Origin of the sequence: Xenorhabdus bharatensis (genome assembly GCF_037996705.1) — a bacterium.
GTDB classification, from domain to species: Bacteria; Pseudomonadota; Gammaproteobacteria; order Enterobacterales; family Enterobacteriaceae; genus Xenorhabdus; species Xenorhabdus bharatensis.
On the sequence record NZ_JBBMXG010000013.1, the window covers coordinates 63,148 to 81,092 of the forward strand.

Genomic DNA, 17,945 nt, shown 5'->3' on the forward strand with positions numbered 1-17,945 from the left:
GTCTTACATGAAATGAATACTATAAAAATCAATGGAGTACGGATTTTTAGCGCCTTTATTGACGCCTGCTGGAAAGAATCTTACTCTTTCTCCCGTTTTATCAAAGATATCATTGCCGGGATCACTGTGGGTATTATCGCCATTCCTTTGGCAATGGCTCTGGCTATAGGGAGTGGAGTGGCACCGCAGTATGGTCTGTATACCGCCGCAATCGCCGGTATCATTATCGCCATTACCGGCGGTTCACGTTATAGCGTATCGGGGCCGACTGCCGCCTTTGTCGTCATTCTCTACCCGGTTTCACAACAATTTGGCCTGAGTGGCCTGTTGATAGCGACACTCATGTCCGGTGTCATTCTGATTGTTATGGGTCTGGCTCGTCTTGGTCGTCTTATCGAATATATTCCGCTTTCTGTCACCCTTGGGTTCACTTCCGGCATTGCTATCACCATTGCCACTATGCAAATACAAAACTTCTTTGGCTTGCAAATCAGCGAAGTTCCGGAAAATTATATCGATAAAGTCATTACTCTCTCTCAGGCAATTCCTTCATTTCAGTTCAGTGACTCACTTATTGGCCTGACCACCCTTCTGATATTAATTTTCTGGCCCAAACTGGGACTCAAGTTACCGGGGCATTTACCTGCTTTAGCTGCCGGTACGGCTGTGATGGGTATAATGCACCTGCTGGGGCATGATGTAGCCACTATCGGCTCTTCATTCAGTTATACGCTGGAGGATGGAACACAGGGTCAGGGCATTCCGCCAATTTTGCCCCAATTTGTATTACCGTGGAATTTACCGAATTCACCTTCTTTTGATATCAGCTGGGAGACGATTTCTGCATTAATGCCTGCTGCATTTTCAATGGCTATGTTAGGTGCTATTGAATCTTTACTGTGTGCGGTCATTCTTGATGGTATGACAGGAAAAAAACATCATTCCAACAGTGAGTTGGTCGGGCAAGGCTTAGGGAATATTGCAGCGCCCTTCTTTGGCGGTATCACAGCAACCGCCGCCATTGCCCGTTCGGCAGCTAATGTACGAGCCGGAGCAACCTCCCCTGTCGCCACAGTCATTCACTCTTTATTGGTGTTATTAACTTTATTGTTTCTGGCTCCTATTCTTTCATACTTACCGTTAGCTGCAATGTCCGCTATTTTACTGATTGTGGCCTGGAACATGAGTGAAGCCCATAAAGTGGTGGACTTAATTCGCCATGCCCCCAAAGATGACATTATTGTGATGCTGCTCTGTATGTCATTGACCGTTCTGTTTGATATGGTGATCGCAATTACTGTCGGGATTGTTCTGGCATCACTACTGTTTATGCGGAAAATAGCCAATATGACCCGTATCAGCACTTCTGCCATAACAGATACTGAGAAAGGACTATTGGTCGTTCGGATTAACGGGCCACTTTTCTTTGCGGCTGCGGAGCGCATTTTCACTGAATTAAAAGAAAAAAGTGTGGAATATCAGAATATTATTATGCAGTGGGATGCAGTTCCTGTGTTGGATGCAGGCGGGTTACATGCTTTTCAGAGTTTTGTTCGCGAAATGGCTAAAGCCTCGAAGCAGGTTGTTGTCTGTGATATCCCTTTCCAACCTCTGAAAACACTGGCAAGAGCCAAAGTCACACCCATTACAGGGCAACTCAGTTTTTATGCGACTTTACCTAAGGCACTAAAAGAGATGAAAGTTGAATATTCACCTGAAATTTGTGTTTCAGCGGATAAAGCCCACCATCAATAATTAAAATACGCGGTTACAAGGTATAAATAAATATATACCCAATGGATTTCAAGTTGCATCGCGGCGGCAAGGGAGTTCATCCCCGGGAGCATAGATAGCTATGTGACCGGGGTGAGCGAGTGCAGCCAACAAAGAGGTAACTTGAAAGACGAAGGGTATAACCGCAATTTCAGCAATACATCCGACCAGCTCAAGAATTATTTACTGGTATCCAGCTCCGGGAAGCCTTTCACTACATCATCAATCGCTTTCATCTGCATCAGGAATGCTTCCAGTTTTGCCAGCGGCAATGCAGATGGGCCGTCACATTTTGCATTTTCCGGGTCTGGATGTGCTTCAAGGAATAACCCTGCGATACCCACTGCCATTCCCGCACGAGCCAGTTCGGCAACCTGTCCGCGACGTCCGCCGGAAGCTGCACCGAATGGATCACGGCACTGCAACGCATGGGTAACATCGAAAATAATCGGTGAACCGTTAGTTGCCTGTTGCATTACGCCAAAACCCAGCATATCTACAACCAGATTGTCATAGCCGAAGTTGCTGCCACGGTCACACAAGATCACCTGATCATTACCGCCTTCTTTGAATTTCTCGACGATATTGCCCATTTGCCCCGGGCTGACAAACTGTGGTTTTTTAACATTAATCACAGCGCCTGTTTTCGCCATCGCTTCCACCAGATCGGTCTGACGGGCAAGAAAAGCAGGAAGTTGAATAACATCAACCACTTCAGCTACAGGCTGAGCTTGCGCAGGTTCGTGTACATCCGTGATAATTTTTACGCCGAAGGTTTGTTTCAGTTCCTGAAAAATTTTCATTCCCTCTTCAAGACCCGGGCCACGGTAAGAGCGGATAGAAGAGCGATTAGCCTTATCAAAAGAGGCTTTAAAAACATAAGGAATGCCCAGTTTTTGTGTCACCGTGACATAGTGTTCACAAATCTTCATGGCCAAATCCCGTGATTCCAGAACATTCATGCCACCAAACAACACAAATGGCAGATCATTTGCGACCCTGATATCACCAATATTAACCACTTTCTGTTGCATGCTTATACCTTCTGTTGTTAAGGACAAATGTTAATAACAAACCATTTGTTAATGGGTAAAAAAATTTTTAATAAAACACCAAATCAGGTGTGAATAATTCTGCTATCACCTGCTTAATACCTGACGATCAATGCGATAGTAAGGTTAGTGCAGCACGATGGGTCTACGCTCTCTATCTATAGAGTTAATCTGCATTTTTATCATCTCTGAGATAGGGTCTTCAGGACAATGCTCTACAAAGTAACTCAGATCTGAAACCGCAATATGATTACAGTCAAGCTGGGCATAAATAAGCCCCCGATCACGGATTTCATACGGGTCATCCGGATCAAACATCAACACAACCTCACTGGCTCTGAGTGCCAGTTCCATCTTTTTTTCTTCCATCAGAGAAACTTTGATCGTATCCGTGATTTTGCGTACTAAACTGCTGTTATCGGCTTCCTGTAAGTCTTTCTTTTCCAGCCGGACAGTCGGGCCAATGTTACCTTTCAACCAGACATCAAGGATATGTTCATTAAGCGTTTCCCCATTCATGGGGTTAATAAACCAAGCAGGTTGATCAGGCAAATCAATACGCAATATCAACTGGGTCGGAAATATTACCGGCGAGATAGGAATAGCTAACGTCTGAGCGATATGCACAAATAGTGCACCCAGTGCAACCGGTGCCCCCTGACGGGAAGCAATGACACTATCCAGCCATAGAGTATCCGATAGACAGTACACCCCATTTGCTCCGCCAAACTGCCACTCTTGATAAAAAAGTGTCAGTAATGATTGCAGTTTTTCTTTATGGTCATTGATTGAAAAAAGTGCCTGCTGTGCTTCTTCAACTAACACAGCTAACTGTTCTGACACTAATGCCTGAGGGAAATCAGGACGAATAGCCTTTGATACCAGAATAATACCATCAATCAGGGGAGCATCATTGAATTCATAATTAGTTATGGGTTTCATTTTTATTCCATCGACCTACCGTGATACGTTCATTACCACCATAATCCTGAAAAGTCGCTATCTGATGATAACCCTTCTCTAAAAACAGGTTCCTGACAACTGCTCCCTGTTTCCAGCCATGCTCCAATAACAGCCATCCATTCGGTAATAGAAAATGGCGGGCCTGTTCCACGATTGCCTGTAAATCCGCTAAACCATTTTGGGCGGCAATCAAGGCAGTGACCGGTTCAAACCTAACATCCCCTTCTTTCAGATGAGGGTCATTTTCATCTATATACGGGGGATTACTGACAATCATATCAAATTGTCTGTCACCCACTGTAGAAAACCACTCACTTTGCAAAAAATTCACATTGTGAATAGCTACTTGTCCATTGACTTTTCCAACATTGATCTTTTCAATATTGCTTTTTGCCAGTATGACTGCTTCAGGATTAATATCGACTCCTGTCACATGGCAATCACGCCTTTCAGTTGCCAGTGCCAGAGCGATCGCTCCCGTTCCCGTGCCAAGATCGAGTATTTGTGCCGGCGTTTCCGGCAATAACTCGAGTGCTTTTTCCACCAGACACTCCGTATCAGGCCGCGGGATCAGGGTTGCAGGTGATACTGCGAGCGGCAATGACCAGAACTCTTTCTCACCCACGATATAAGCGATTGGCTCACCGTTCAGTCGCCGAGCCAGTAAATCATCAAGCTGAAGGGATTCTGCCCCTGAAATGGACGTTTCACTAAACGCTATCAGGTAGGTACGGGAGCGGCCTGTCACATGCCCCAACAGGATTTCCGCCTCTCGCTTAGGGCTGCTGCCAGCTGGCAAATTATCAGATAACTGAGCCGCTGCGTATTGCAGCCAATGTTGATAATTCATTAATCCTGCTCTGACAGTGCAGATAACTGGTCAGCCTGATATTCAGTAATGATTGGCTGGATCAGCATATCCAGTTTGCCTTCCATGACTTCATCAAGACGGTATAGCGTCAGGTTGATGCGATGATCAGTCACTCGCCCTTGCGGGAAGTTATAAGTCCGGTTGCGATCTGAACGGTCACCGGAACCAAGCAGGTTGCGGCGCTCAGAGGCTTCAGCTTCCTGACGCTTCTGCGTTTCAGCCGCACGGATACGGGCACCCAGCACAGATAATGCTTTAGCTTTATTTTTGTGTTGCGAACGTTCGTCCTGACATTCCACCACTATTCCTGTAGGAATATGGGTAATTCGGATCGCGGAATCGGTGGTATTAACGTGCTGACCACCCGCACCGGAAGAACGGAAAGTATCAATTTTCAGATCTGCCGAGCTGATTTCCGGTAATTCAGCTTCCGGAATTTCCGGCAGTACCGCTACTGTACAGGCCGAAGTGTGGATACGCCCCTGAGATTCTGTTTCCGGCACACGTTGAACACGATGACCACCTGATTCAAATTTCAAATGCCCGTAAACCTGCTCACCAGAAACTTTCGCGATAACCTCTTTGTAACCGCCATGTTCCCCTTCGTTAGCACTCATAATCTCGACTTTCCAACGACGGGATTCTGCGTAACGGCTATACATACGGAACAGATCTCCGGCAAATATTGCCGCTTCATCACCGCCGGTTCCCGCACGAACTTCCAGAAAACAGTTGCGCTCATCATCCGGATCTTTTGGCAACAATAATAACTGGAGTTGCTGTTCCAACTCTTCATTACGAATTTTTGCGTCCTTGAGTTCTTCCTGCGCCATTTCCCTCATTTCAGGGTCATCAAGCATCATCTCGGCTGTCTGTAAATCATCCTGAGTTGTTTTCCAGGATTTAAAACAGCTCGTTACATCAGTAAGTTGAGCATATTCCTTTGATAATGCACGGAAACGCTCTTGATCAGCGATCACTTCGGCATCACCGAGGTGAGCCAGTACTTCTTCATGGCGTTCTTGCAATGCTTCCAATTTAGCGACAATAGAAGGCTTCATTCGTAATATCAGACCTTATTCAGAATAGGGTTATGGATCCAGCCCAAGGCCGTCCCGCAGGAGATTCAGGCGTTCTAAATCGCCGTCACTGGCAGCCTTTTGGAGTGATTTAGTTGGTGTATGGATCAGACGATTCGTCAATTGGTGAGTTAACTGGTTGATGACCTGTTCTGCGTCAGCACCCTGTTGTATGGACATTACTGCTTTTGCAGTCATCTCAGCCCTGATTTTTTCTGCCTGTTCCCGATATTCGCGAATTGTATTAACTGCGCCCTGCGAACGCAACCAATCCATAAAATGAGTGCTTTCTTGTTGTACAATTCCTTCAGCAATCACAGCCGCCGCTTTACGTTGCGCCAGATTTTGCTGAATAATGGCCTGTAAGTCATCGACACTGTACAAATAAGCGTCACTCAATTTCTCAACATCCGGCTCGATATCCCGGGGAACAGCAATATCAATCAACAGCATGGGTTGATTACGGCGCAATTTTAGTGCCCGTTCGACCATGCCTTTACCAATAATCGGTAAAGGACTGGCGGTGGAACTAATGACTATATCTGCTTCTGCCAGACGGGTATCAATTTCTGACAGGGATATCACTTCCGCATTCACCTCACTCGCCAACGTATACGCACGTTCTTTCGTGCGGTTGGCAATCATAAGGTGTTTGACTCGATGCTCTTTAAGATGACGGGCGACCAGCTCAATGGTTTCCCCGGCGCCCACCAGCAGAATACTTAACTGAGAAAGCGACTCAAAGATCTGCCGGGCAAGCGTACAGGCAGCAAAAGCGACAGAAACCGCATTCGCCCCAATTTCTGTTTCAGTTCTGACCCGTTTGGCAACAGAAAATGATTTCTGGAACAGACGCTCTAATTCACCAGATAAGGATTGGGAGTTCTGCGATTCAGAAAAGGCCTTTTTCACCTGACCTAAAATTTGAGGTTCACCAAGTACCAGTGAATCCAGACCGCTGGCCACCCTCATTAAATGACTGACAGCATCACTTCCCAGATGCCAGTAAAGGCTCGTGTTGAGTTCATCGTGGTTTAACTGGTGATATTCGCATAACCAATTGATGAGTTGCTCTTTCAGGTTATCCTGCTGTTCAACGCTGAGATACAGTTCAGTGCGATTACAGGTTGACAGCACAACCCCACCCTTCACCAGCGGCTGCTGGAGCAGGTTATCAAGTGCAAGCCCTATCGTATCGGGAGAAAAGGCTACCCGTTCACGCAAAGAAACAGGCGCTGTTTTGTGATTTATACCGAGTGCTAATAAAGTCATCTTAACTGCGTTGAGTTATCTGGTATGGGCTCATAACAATATTAATAATCATTCTCATAAACCTACACCTTTCGTAAGGACTCTCATTGGTTGAGCATTCTACTTGATGCAACAGTTCAATAAAAGTCAATCAAACAGTTCGACTATAATTATTCGGGAAATTTTAACGAAACTTCGCTAAATTACCTTCTTGATTATAGACTTTGATTGCACATTATTCGCTATCACATCCTTGGGCTACCCTATGAAAATACCATCATTTTTTCGTTTACTTCCCCTCTCCGCTGTTCTGCTGACGGCCTGTACCGTTACACAGGCACCAGACGGAACAGGGTCAATGAGCTCCCCACAATGGAATGATCGTAAAGCACAACTACAAAATTTGACTCATTATCAAACCCGGGGCTCTTTCGCTTATCTGGCAAATGAAAAAAAAGTGTATGCCCGTTTTTTCTGGCAACAATATGCAGCAAATAACTACAAGCTGCTTCTGCTGAATCCATTAGGGACAACTGAGCTGGAATTAGCTGTCCAGCCTAATATGACCCAGATTACGGACAGTGAAGGGAAAAAATATATCAGCCATAATCCGGAAGAACTGATTTATAAGCTGACCAATATGAATATTCCTTTGGATAATCTGAAAAGCTGGATTATCGGCCTCCCCGGAAATGCCCGTGATTTTCAACTGGATAAAAATTATCTGCTTAAATCGGTAAGCGATAAAGAAAATGGTGAAATCTGGCAGGTAAATTATCAGGGATACGATACTTCAATGACTCCCGCCTTACCAAACCGGTTGGAACTGACCCAAGGTAAAAACCGTATTAAACTGAAAATGGATAACTGGACTACCCAATAATGACTTTAACCTGGCCTTCTCCGGCAAAATTAAATTTATTTTTATATATCACCGGGCGCCGTTCTGATGGCTATCATGAACTACAAACACTGTTTCAGTTTCTGGATTATGGTGATGAAATAACCATTACTCCCCGTCAGGATAATCAGATCCACCTGCTGACACCCGTTAAAGGCGTACCAAATGATGATAATCTGATCGTCCGCGCAGCACGATTATTACAAGAGCACGCTGAAAAACAGTCAATCGGCACCCAATACCGGGGCGCAGATATCCGCATTCATAAACGGCTGCCCATGGGGGGGGGTCTGGGTGGCGGCTCTTCCAATGCCGCCACGGTACTGATTGCCCTGAACTATCACTGGCAGACAAACCTGTCGGATGATGAACTGGCTCAACTTGGTGTCACGCTCGGCGCGGACGTACCTGTCTTCGTTAAAGGGCATGCTGCTTTTGCCGAAGGTATCGGTGAAAAACTCCAACCCGCCTCACCTGAAGAGAAATGGTTTCTGGTTGCTCACCCCGGAATTGAGATCCCGACCCCAAAAATATTCACAGATCCTGAATTAAAAAGAAATTCTCCGATCCGCACTTTACCCGCATTATTACAGGCACCATTCAAAAATGATTGTGAGCCAATCGCAAGAAAACGTTTCCGTAAGGTTGAACAGCTTCTTTCATGGCTGTTAGAATACACCCCGTCACGCCTGACCGGGACAGGTGCATGTGTTTTCGGCGAGTTCGAAGCAGAAGCATCAGCCCGTAAGGTGTTAAATCAAGCCCCAGAGTGGATGCAGGGCTTTGTTGCGCGTGGCGTTAACATTTCACCATTGCATACATTTCGCTGTAGACAAACAGCTCTGGGATAAACATGTTATTGAACCAATGGATCGTTGTTTTGCTTTAATGAGTAGCGGTTTGATTGGTCAACAATATCTCTCTGGACGCAAGCCTGAGGTTTTTCTCGTGCCCGATATGAAGCTTTTTGCTGGTAATGCCACCCCTGAACTAGCACAACGTGTTGCCAACCGTCTGTACACAAGCCTGGGAGACGCTGCTGTCGGTCGTTTCAGCGACGGTGAAGTCAGTGTTCAAATCAATGAAAATGTACGCGGTGGCGATGTATTCATCATCCAGTCCACTTGTGCACCAACCAACGATAACCTGATGGAATTGGTCGTTATGGTCGATGCGCTGCGTCGCGCTTCTGCCGGACGTATCACTGCGGTAATTCCTTACTTCGGTTATGCCCGTCAGGATCGTCGTGTTCGTTCAGCGCGTGTGCCTATCACTGCCAAAGTCGTTGCCGACTTTTTGTCCAGCGTTGGTGTAGACCGTGTTCTTACGGTTGACCTGCACGCCGAGCAGATCCAAGGCTTCTTTGATGTTCCGGTTGATAATGTATTTGGTAGCCCAATCCTTCTGGAAGATATGCTCCAGAAAGGGCTGGAAAACCCGATTGTTGTTTCTCCAGACATTGGTGGTGTTGTTCGCGCCCGTGCTATTGCTAAGCTGCTGAATGATACTGACATGGCTATTATTGATAAGCGCCGCCCACGTGCGAACGTTTCTCAAGTTATGCACATCATTGGTGATGTTGCAGGCCGTGACTGCATTCTGGTTGATGACATGATCGACACAGGTGGCACGCTGTGTAAAGCCGCTGAAGCACTGAAAGAGCGCGGAGCGAAGCGGGTGTTTGCTTATGCAACTCACCCAATCTTCTCTGGTAATGCTGTAGAAAACATCAAGAACTCAGTGATAGATGAATTTATTGTGTGTGACACGATTCCTCTGTCTGATGAGGTCAAGGCGTTGAACAAAGTTCGTACTCTGACACTGTCTGGCATGCTTGCTGAAGCAATCCGCCGTATCAGCAATGAAGAGTCAATCTCTGCAATGTTTGAACACTAAGATATAAGTCAGTGCAGATTTCGAGCACAAACTTATACAAGTGATTAAATAAATCATCGCTGAAAAAACCCGTTGGTGCGCCTGTACCAGCGGGTTTTTCTGTTTATTTAGCAATCAAATGAAATAATTAGATATCGGTTTAGTTAATCATGGGAATATTCACAATATAAAAATAATCATCCATATCAACAAGTTAATCTGATTTATGATTAATATCTCCGGAAAACTCGCCATAGACATACCTGAACAGAAAAACAGCTAGTACATCAGTGCATAACAAATCATCTGGTACGTCCAGTCTTCTATAAACGTAACAATACTGGTGCGCCCGTGTGGTTGCTGCTAACCTGTCGCCGTTTTGAAAACTGACGATAAAAATACCTTAAAAAAACAACAATTATGTTAGTAAATATTTTTCATCGAAAAAGTTAAAATTATCTGATGAGATAAATTTCAGGCTCATTTGGACTACTCAGACAGGAAACACCATTCAATCCAGAAAAGTTGTTGCCCATAGATATTGACCTGACCAGCCAGATATCAATCAGACATATTCAACCTATCAGCACCTTCAAATTTATGAAGAGGCGTCGCTTAGGCTTTGCCATTAAAAAAGTCGATGTTGCTGATAAATAAAAACTATTTAAGTAAGGATAATGCTAATGAAAAAGGCATTTTTATTCACACCAGCACTGTTAGCACTTTCAATCAGCACCATCTCTAATGCCCATGCTTATGACCATCTTTATGTTTTTGGTGATAGTTTGAGTGATGGTGGAATTAATGGCCGTTTTACAACCAACCAGGAAGAATTATATGACGAATATCTTTCTCAGGCATTAACTGGTAAAAATCTTAAAGATAGTGGTACCAATTATGCAGCAGGTGGTGCAACAGCCCTAAGAATGCCACGTGATAATTTTTGGCTAAACCTTCTTAATCCTAATACAAAAGCACAAGTTAATCGTTACCTAAAGCAAAATAATGGTAAAGCAGATTCTAATGGGATCTACATCCATTGGGTAGGTGGAAATGATCTTGCCGTGGCTTTAGAAACTGGTGCGAAGTTAAACGCTATTAAAGCAGGAATTCTTCCTCTTCCAGAGGAAATGCCTAAAGAGCCGAGTATCATCATCAAAGACAGTGCAAACGCTGCTGCTCAACAAATTAACCAATTGGTAAATGCTGGTGCCGGATTGATTATTGCACCAACTGTACCTGATGTTGGTACAACCCCTAAATTACTAGAAACAGTGTTGAGTTCAGGATTAGAACAAAAATTAGCTCCAGTGTTAACAGCGAAGCTAGAAAAGGAAGGGAAATCATCGGATGAAATCAAAAAAGAAATCAAAAAAGAAATTGCGACTAAAATCAAAGATATTTTGACTGAAATCCATATAGAAGTTAATAAGCATGATATTCCTAGCGGTACAGGTCGTGAGCTGGCACTCCAAAAAGTATTTGATGGACTAGCGCAAAAAGCTCATGACGATTTTGGCTTAGACTCAGAAAAAGTTAAAAAAGAACTTATTGAAGGGTATGCTCAAGCTAGTGTAGGTGCTACAAAACTCACTAATAATTATAACAATATAGTAGATGATGAAATCAGCAAAAGTGGTGGCAACATACTACGTGCCGATATCTATAGTCTATTACATGAGGTCATAGATAGTCCTTTTACTTATGGTTTTAGTAATAACCTTGGTTATGCCTGCGGTTTAGGCATAAGTTCAAGTGAATGCAAAAAAGGAAAAAATGGCTTTGATAGCAGTAAAGAATTTATATTCTCAGATAATTTCCATCCATCACCACTAGCACACAAAATTATGGGCCAATACATAGAATCCATCTATATTGCCCCATCACAGGTTATGACCCTGAATCAGGTCAACCGTGCTCCGGTTAAAGGTACGCGTGCTTCCCTTGATGGTCATCTGCAACAACTGCGCAGCGGTGGTAATGAACAGGGGAAAACGGGTGTATTCGGTGGCTATAGCGGCGGCCGTAATACCACCTTTACCTTAGGTGGCGATTATCAGCTAACAGAAAGTCTGTTACTGGGTGCTCTGTACTCTAACGATAATACTGAGCGTTCACCGACCTCTAACTTCTCTTATCAAAGTGATGCACATGTTGCCACTGCCTATGGTTTGTGGAACGTATTTAACAAAGCATGGTTAAGTGGTGATCTCCACTATGCGAACATCAATTACGACAGCTTAACCCGCAGCATCAAACTGGGTCAGGCAACTCGCAGAGAAGTCGGCTCCACTACAGGTACACAATGGGGTGCCCGTCTTACTGCCAACTGGGATATCCCAGTCACCAACATCGTAACCACCAGCCCGATTGTGCAGTTCAGCTGGGATAAAGGTGATGTTAAAGGCTATCGTGAATCCGGTCATCAAAGTTCAGCCATGCACTTCAGTGACCAGAGTTACACCTCTAAAATCGCTACGCTGGGCTGGCGTGTAGATACTCAGCTGGGTCGTTTCAACCCATATGCGTCTGTGCAGTTTAATCACCAGTTCGGCGATACTCAGTCTAAAATGCGCAGTGCGATTAATTCCACCAAAACATCCTTTGTTGTGGATAGTGGCAAACAGAGCAAAGACTGGCATCAATATACGGTAGGTGCGAATGCCAATCTGTTCGGTAACGTACGCGGTTTTGCATCTGTCACCCGTAATGAAGGCAGTGCACAAGATGCTAACTATGATTTCAGCTTAGGTATCAATGCCAGCTTCTAATTTTGTAGGTAATAAACCCGATAGAAGCCGATTAATTTTAATCAGCTGATTAAAAATGCAGGGCAACAATATTGTGCCCTGCATTTTTTTATCCCCGTCACCCCCCTTCCCCAGCCTAAACCACATAAAACTTAACACTGAAATAATATAAATATACTGGGTTAACTATTTCAGACACACTGGTCAGACATCACATTATTTACAAATAATTCAATGCGATATGGATTATTTTTTACGTTTGAACATACTCTAATTTAGTCAATTGTTATCGAATGGTTAACAATTTGATCGAACTCACAAAATATTTCACCTGTCAGCACCTCAAAACTTCCGAAAAGTCGTTGCTCAGACTTCGTCATTAAAAAAATTGGGGAACTGATAAATAACAAAAACTATTTATGGAGAATACCAGTGAAAAAGGCTTTTTTATTTGCACCTGCCCTATTAGCACTTTCAATCAGCACCATTGCTAATGCTAAGACTTATAATACGGTTTATGAATTTGGAAATAGTTTGACCGATATTGGAAATAATGGATGTTACACGGCAAAAGATGAAAATGATGCCTGTGATTCATATACTAAAATAGTGAATAAAATATGGACAAATGAAGAACCACTTGCATCAGACTTAGGTGGCAATAACCACGCTAGAGGTCGCGCTACAGCCATTTGGCAACCCTATTTTGGAGAACCTAACAATACAACAAAGGCACAAATTGATAAATATTTTGCAAGTACAAATGGAAAAGCTGACTCTAACGGCGTTTATATCCATTGGATTGGTGGTAATGACCTTGCTGCTGCTTTAATAGCTGGTCAGCAAAATCCTTTTATTGCACAGAATATTGTGAAAAACAGCGCCTATGCAGCCTCAGAGCAAATAACGCAGTTAGTGAACGCCGGAGCCGGATTAATCATTGCGCCAAATGTACCCGATGTTGGAGCTAGCCCTAGGTTACTGGAAAACGTTTTGAAAATAGGATTAAACAATAAATTAGAACCCTTATTAACAAAATATATGGAGGCAGAAGGAAAGTCACCAGAAGAAATAAAGCTTACCATTGAAAATACAACGACAAGCATTTTGAGTGGCATTCGTACAAAAATAAATCAAGCCACTCTTCCTAATAATGATGCGCGCAAAAAAGCGCTCGAAAATGTATTTGATGGGATGGGACAGCTAGCCGAAGATATGCTCAGAGAAATGGCTAAAAAAGAAGTGGAAAAGAGAGAAAAAGAAACGGGAGAAAAACTATCTGAAGAAGTAGCTGAACAACAGATCGAAAATATGGCGAAACAATTTGCTAAAAATTATGGAATAGATCCTAAAAAAATTGCGAAAGAATTTTCTGAAGGATATGCCAACGCCAGTAATGGTGCGACAAAACTCACAAGCCTTTATAATAGTATAATTGATGATAAAATCAGCCAAAGTAACGGCAATATCCTTCGCGCTGATATCTACGGCTTATTAAATGAAGTTATAGATAATCCATTTAGTTATGGTTTTGGCAATAACCTAGGTTATTCCTGTGGCTTAGGTGTAAGCGCCACGAAATGCAAATCTGGAGATAAAGACTTTGATGATGTTATAAAAAAAATATTCTCTGACAACTTCCACCCATCACCATTAGCACACAAAATTATGGGCCAATATATAGTATCCACCCTTATCGCCCCATCCCAAGTAATGACTCTGAACCAAGTCAACCGCACCCCGGTTAAAGGCACCCGTGCCTCCCTTGATGGTCATCTGCAACAGCTACGCCATACCGGCAATGAACAGGGAAAATTTGGGGTTTTCGGTAGCTATACCGATAACCGTCATGACTCCTTTACGTTAGGCGGCGATTACCAACTGGCGGAAAACTTTTTACTGGGCGCTCTGTACTCCAACAACAAATTTGATCGTTCCCTCGTTTCTAACTTTAATTACGAAGGAAATGGGCATGTAGCAACGGGTTATGCACTGTGGAATCTCTTTGATAACGCATGGCTGAGTGGTGATATTCACTATGCCCGTATCAATTACGATAGCCTGACCCGTAGCATCCAGCTTGGTCAGGCAAACCGTAAAGAAACAGGCTCAACCACCGGTAAACAATGGGGTGCCCGTCTTACTGCTAACTGGGATATTCCTGTCACTGATATTGTCACCACCAGCCCGATTGTGCAGTTCAGTTGGGATAAAGGTGATGTTAAAGGTTATCGTGAATCCGGCAATAACAGTTCTGCCATGCATTTCAGTGACCAAAACTATACCTCTAAAGTCGGAACACTGGGCTGGCGGGTAGATACCCAGTTGGGGCGTTTTAACCCATATGCCTCCATTCAGTTTAACCACCAGTTCGGCGATACCCAGTACAAACTAAGCAGTGCGATTAACTCCACCAAGACATTGTTTGTTACGGATAGCAGTAAACAGAGCAGAGACTGGCGCCAATATACTATAGGTGCGAATGCCAACCTGTTCGGTAATATCCATGGTTTTGCTTCTGTTACCCGTAATGAAGGCAGTTCGCAGGATACAAACTACAATTTCAGTCTGGGTGTCAGCTCTCGCTTCTGATTTGATGTCGTAAAAAATAAAGCTAAAAAACAACAAGCAAAATAAAGCGCAAGGGAAAATAATCTCTCCCTTGCGCTTTTCTTGTCCCGTCATATTTTCTCTTTCTATATACATCCACATCACGTTGATTTTCCGTATAAGTAGCCAGAAGTAATATCGAATTGAAATTATCAGGGGATATAAGGAAGCAACTCTTAATCCAGCAATATTGGGGGATAAGAGCTGTGAAGAAAGCAATGGCTACGTTCTCTGGAGAACTCCAATGAAAAAAGTACTTTTCGGAATATCAACTGCAACACTACTTTTAACCAGTTTCATTACAAATTCCTATGCTTATAACAATACCTATGTTTTCGGCGATAGTCTGAGTGACGGTGGAAATAACGGACGTTACACAACCGATGGAGCAAATAGCGAACTGTATGATGAATATGTGAGCCACTACATTACCGGTAAAGACGACTTAAGGCCTTCCAATAAAAATGGGACTAACTATGCTGAGGGAGGTGCAACCGCGCTACCGATGCCAGACCATCCTTATACAACAGAAGATCAGTTAAATAATTATCTTAAACAACATGGAGGAAAAGCCGATCCAAATGGCATCTATATTCATTGGGTAGGTGGTAATGACATTACTACTGCTTTAAAAGCTTATAATTTTATAACAGGTGATTCTAAACAATCACATAAAATTGTTGATTCCAGTGCAAATGCCACATCAAACCAAATCAACAATCTGGTCAAAGCCGGGGCCGGATTAATCATTGTACCCACCGTTCCTGATGTGGGAACAACGCCCAGAATGATGGAAGAATTGATTACAAAGGGATTAACAACCCTGAACAAAACGCCAAAACAAATTAAAGAAATATTAGAAAAGATCCATAAGGAGATTAACAAACACGATATTCCCAGCGGTGAAGCCCGCGAGATGGCACTAAATAAGCTCCTTGAAAAGTTGGCAAAAGAATCTAGGCTACCTAAAGATGCTTTGGCGAGTTTTTATAACACATACCGCCAAAAAGCCTCAGAGCTCACTGATAGTTATAACCAACAGGTGGATGATAAAATCAGCCAAAGTCATGGCAATATTCTTCGTGCTGACATTAATGCCCTACTGCATGAGGTCATGGAAAACCCCTATGCCTACGGTATTCAGAATACATTAGGTTACTCTTGTCCTCAGGGAATAGACGCGAATAAGTGCTCTTCAAAAGATAAAAATTTTGATAAAGACAAAGAATTTTTATTCTCAGATGGCTTCCACCCAACCCCATATGTTCATCACGTCGCCGGTCAATACATTACCTCAATCTATACTGCGCCATTCCTTGTGGCATCACTGACAAGTGTCAATCAACTCCCGGTCAAGGGTGTTCGATCATTCCTTGATGGCCATTTACAACAACTCCGCGATGCCGGCAATACACCGGGAAAAATCGGCGTATTTGGTGGTTATACACATAGCGGTAATGATACCTTCACGTTGGGTAGTGACTACCAACTGACAGATAATTTATTACTGGGAGCACTCTATTCCCACTACGAAGATGAGCGAACTGTCGCTTCCAGCTTCACTTATGAAGGGCTGGGGCATACCGCCATCGCTTACGGTCTATGGAATCTCTATGACAATGCATGGCTGAGTGCTGATCTCCATTATTCACATACAAATTACGACAGCCTGATCCGTAATATCGAGCTTGGTAAAGCTACCCGCAGAGAAATTGGTTCAACAACGGGTAAACAATGGGGTGCCCGCATTACTGCTAACTGGAATATTCCTGTTAATGAGGTCATCACTACCAGCCCGATTGTTCAGTTTGTCTGGGATAAAGGTGATGTTAACGGTTATCGTGAACACGCAAATAACAGTACATCCATGCACTTTTCTGGTCAGAAATATACATCTGAAGTCGGCACTCTGGGCTGGCGTGTAGACACACAGTTAGGTCGCTTTAATCCTTATGCTGCTATTCAGTTTAACCGCCAATTCGGGGATCTCAGCACTAAAATACGCAGTGCTATTAACGCCACCAAAACTTCCTTTGTAATAGAAAGTAATAAACGGAGCAAAAACTGGCGACAATATACCCTTGGGATGAATATGGGTCTGGTCAATAACCTGCATAGTTTTATTAGCGTAACCCGTAATGAAGGTAGTGGTGAGGAGCCTGACTATAATATCAATCTGGGAATTAATGCTGTGTTCTAAGTTTTGTTACCTTTCAAGTTGCAGCGTTATCAGCTGCAACTTGAAATAACTGAAATACGTGGGTACAAAAATACGTATTTTTATATTGTGTGCAAAGCTAATAATAGCGTTACTTCAAAATATAAATATCTCTTAATAAAATTAGGAATGCTTATGTTGCTTTTTGCGACGATAGCGCTCATCATGATTTTTCAACCACCAATATCTATCCGTTATATGCTCCCGTCCTCCAAGACTAGCACCACCCAACCAAATAAGTGCACCGACAAATAACCCTACCAGTGCAACTCCCGCAAAAAATTCAGATTCCTTAATATTAAATATATGGCTGAGCAAGACATAGGCTAGACTAATAAGCATCCCTGCCATGCCTAATCCCATAAAAATATTACCCAGAATAAACGCTTTTTTACGTCCCATAGCCAACCTCCAATACTTTTTGTGAACGTAATTTGTTTACAAACGAACTCAAAAGCACGAAAGCGGATGCCTCCTAGTTATTATAGCCATAGTATTAAAAAGGTTATTGCGCCGGTGATCACAAGCTGTACAAATTTTAACTTATTTTTAATACTGACATCCTATTATCTAATATCATAATCAATTTTGTACTCAAGCTC

13 protein-coding genes are annotated in these 17,945 nt (G+C 43.3%); 7 read left to right on the top strand and 6 right to left on the bottom strand.

The window, feature by feature from the left end; all coding sequences use genetic code 11:
• The first annotated feature begins 12 nt into the window (after positions 1–12).
• On the top strand, positions 13–1,755 hold the full coding sequence (dauA, locus tag AAC855_RS13560; RefSeq protein ID WP_340610314.1) for a C4-dicarboxylic acid transporter DauA: 1,743 nt from the start codon (positions 13–15) through the stop codon (positions 1,753–1,755).
• Positions 1,756–1,952: 197 nt separating this feature from the next.
• Here the strand turns inward: dauA and kdsA are convergent, their stop codons facing one another.
• From kdsA to hemA, 5 genes are all read right to left on the bottom strand, one after another.
• Positions 1,953–2,807: a 3-deoxy-8-phosphooctulonate synthase gene (gene kdsA / locus AAC855_RS13565; RefSeq protein WP_228858230.1), complete on the bottom strand. Its 855-nt coding sequence runs from the start codon at positions 2,805–2,807 to the stop codon at positions 1,953–1,955.
• A gap of 144 nt (positions 2,808–2,951) precedes the next feature.
• Positions 2,952–3,767: an invasion regulator SirB1 gene (gene sirB1, locus AAC855_RS13570; RefSeq protein WP_340610315.1), complete on the bottom strand. Its 816-nt coding sequence runs from the start codon at positions 3,765–3,767 to the stop codon at positions 2,952–2,954.
• Positions 3,751–4,638 (bottom strand): peptide chain release factor N(5)-glutamine methyltransferase, encoded by an 888-nt coding sequence (gene prmC / locus AAC855_RS13575; RefSeq protein WP_340610316.1) that lies wholly within the window; start codon positions 4,636–4,638, stop codon positions 3,751–3,753. The genes sirB1 and prmC overlap by 17 nt, the downstream gene beginning before the upstream one ends.
• A complete protein-coding gene (gene prfA / locus AAC855_RS13580) occupies positions 4,638–5,720 on the bottom strand; it encodes a peptide chain release factor 1 (protein WP_340610317.1) in 1,083 nt (360 codons plus the stop codon). Before prfA ends, prmC begins: the two co-directional genes overlap by 1 nt.
• Before the next feature lie 30 nt (positions 5,721–5,750).
• Positions 5,751–7,010, bottom strand: a complete 1,260-nt coding sequence (gene hemA / locus AAC855_RS13585; protein WP_340610318.1) for a glutamyl-tRNA reductase — start codon at positions 7,008–7,010, stop codon at positions 5,751–5,753.
• Positions 7,011–7,254: 244 nt separating this feature from the next.
• On the opposite strand from hemA, the gene lolB reads away from it, so the two are divergent.
• The 6 genes from lolB (at position 7,255) to AAC855_RS13615 (ending at position 17,325) form a co-directional block, all read left to right on the top strand.
• Entirely contained in the window at positions 7,255–7,872 is a 618-nt protein-coding gene (gene lolB / locus AAC855_RS13590; RefSeq protein ID WP_340610319.1) for a lipoprotein insertase outer membrane protein LolB, read from the top strand.
• Positions 7,872–8,741 (top strand): 4-(cytidine 5'-diphospho)-2-C-methyl-D-erythritol kinase, encoded by an 870-nt coding sequence (ispE, locus tag AAC855_RS13595; protein WP_340610320.1) that lies wholly within the window; start codon positions 7,872–7,874, stop codon positions 8,739–8,741. Before lolB ends, ispE begins: the two co-directional genes overlap by 1 nt.
• A 97-nt stretch (positions 8,742–8,838) precedes the next feature.
• A complete protein-coding gene (gene prs, locus AAC855_RS13600; protein WP_141554498.1) occupies positions 8,839–9,786 on the top strand; it encodes a ribose-phosphate diphosphokinase in 948 nt (315 codons plus the stop codon).
• Positions 9,787–10,448: 662 nt separating this feature from the next.
• Positions 10,449–12,536: an autotransporter outer membrane beta-barrel domain-containing protein gene (locus AAC855_RS13605; RefSeq protein ID WP_340610321.1), complete on the top strand. Its 2,088-nt coding sequence runs from the start codon at positions 10,449–10,451 to the stop codon at positions 12,534–12,536.
• Positions 12,537–12,947: 411 nt separating this feature from the next.
• Complete coding sequence (locus AAC855_RS13610) at positions 12,948–15,107, top strand: autotransporter domain-containing protein (protein WP_340610323.1); 2,160 nt, start codon at positions 12,948–12,950, stop codon at positions 15,105–15,107.
• 262 nt (positions 15,108–15,369) lie between these two features.
• On the top strand, positions 15,370–17,325 hold the full coding sequence (locus tag AAC855_RS13615; RefSeq protein ID WP_340610324.1) for an autotransporter outer membrane beta-barrel domain-containing protein: 1,956 nt from the start codon (positions 15,370–15,372) through the stop codon (positions 17,323–17,325).
• Positions 17,326–17,466: 141 nt separating this feature from the next.
• Here AAC855_RS13615 and ychH read toward each other — a convergent pair whose 3' ends face one another.
• Positions 17,467–17,745, bottom strand: coding sequence for a stress-induced protein YchH (gene ychH, locus AAC855_RS13620; RefSeq protein ID WP_340610325.1), 279 nt, complete (start codon positions 17,743–17,745; stop codon positions 17,467–17,469).
• Between the last annotated feature and the right edge of the window lie 200 nt (positions 17,746–17,945).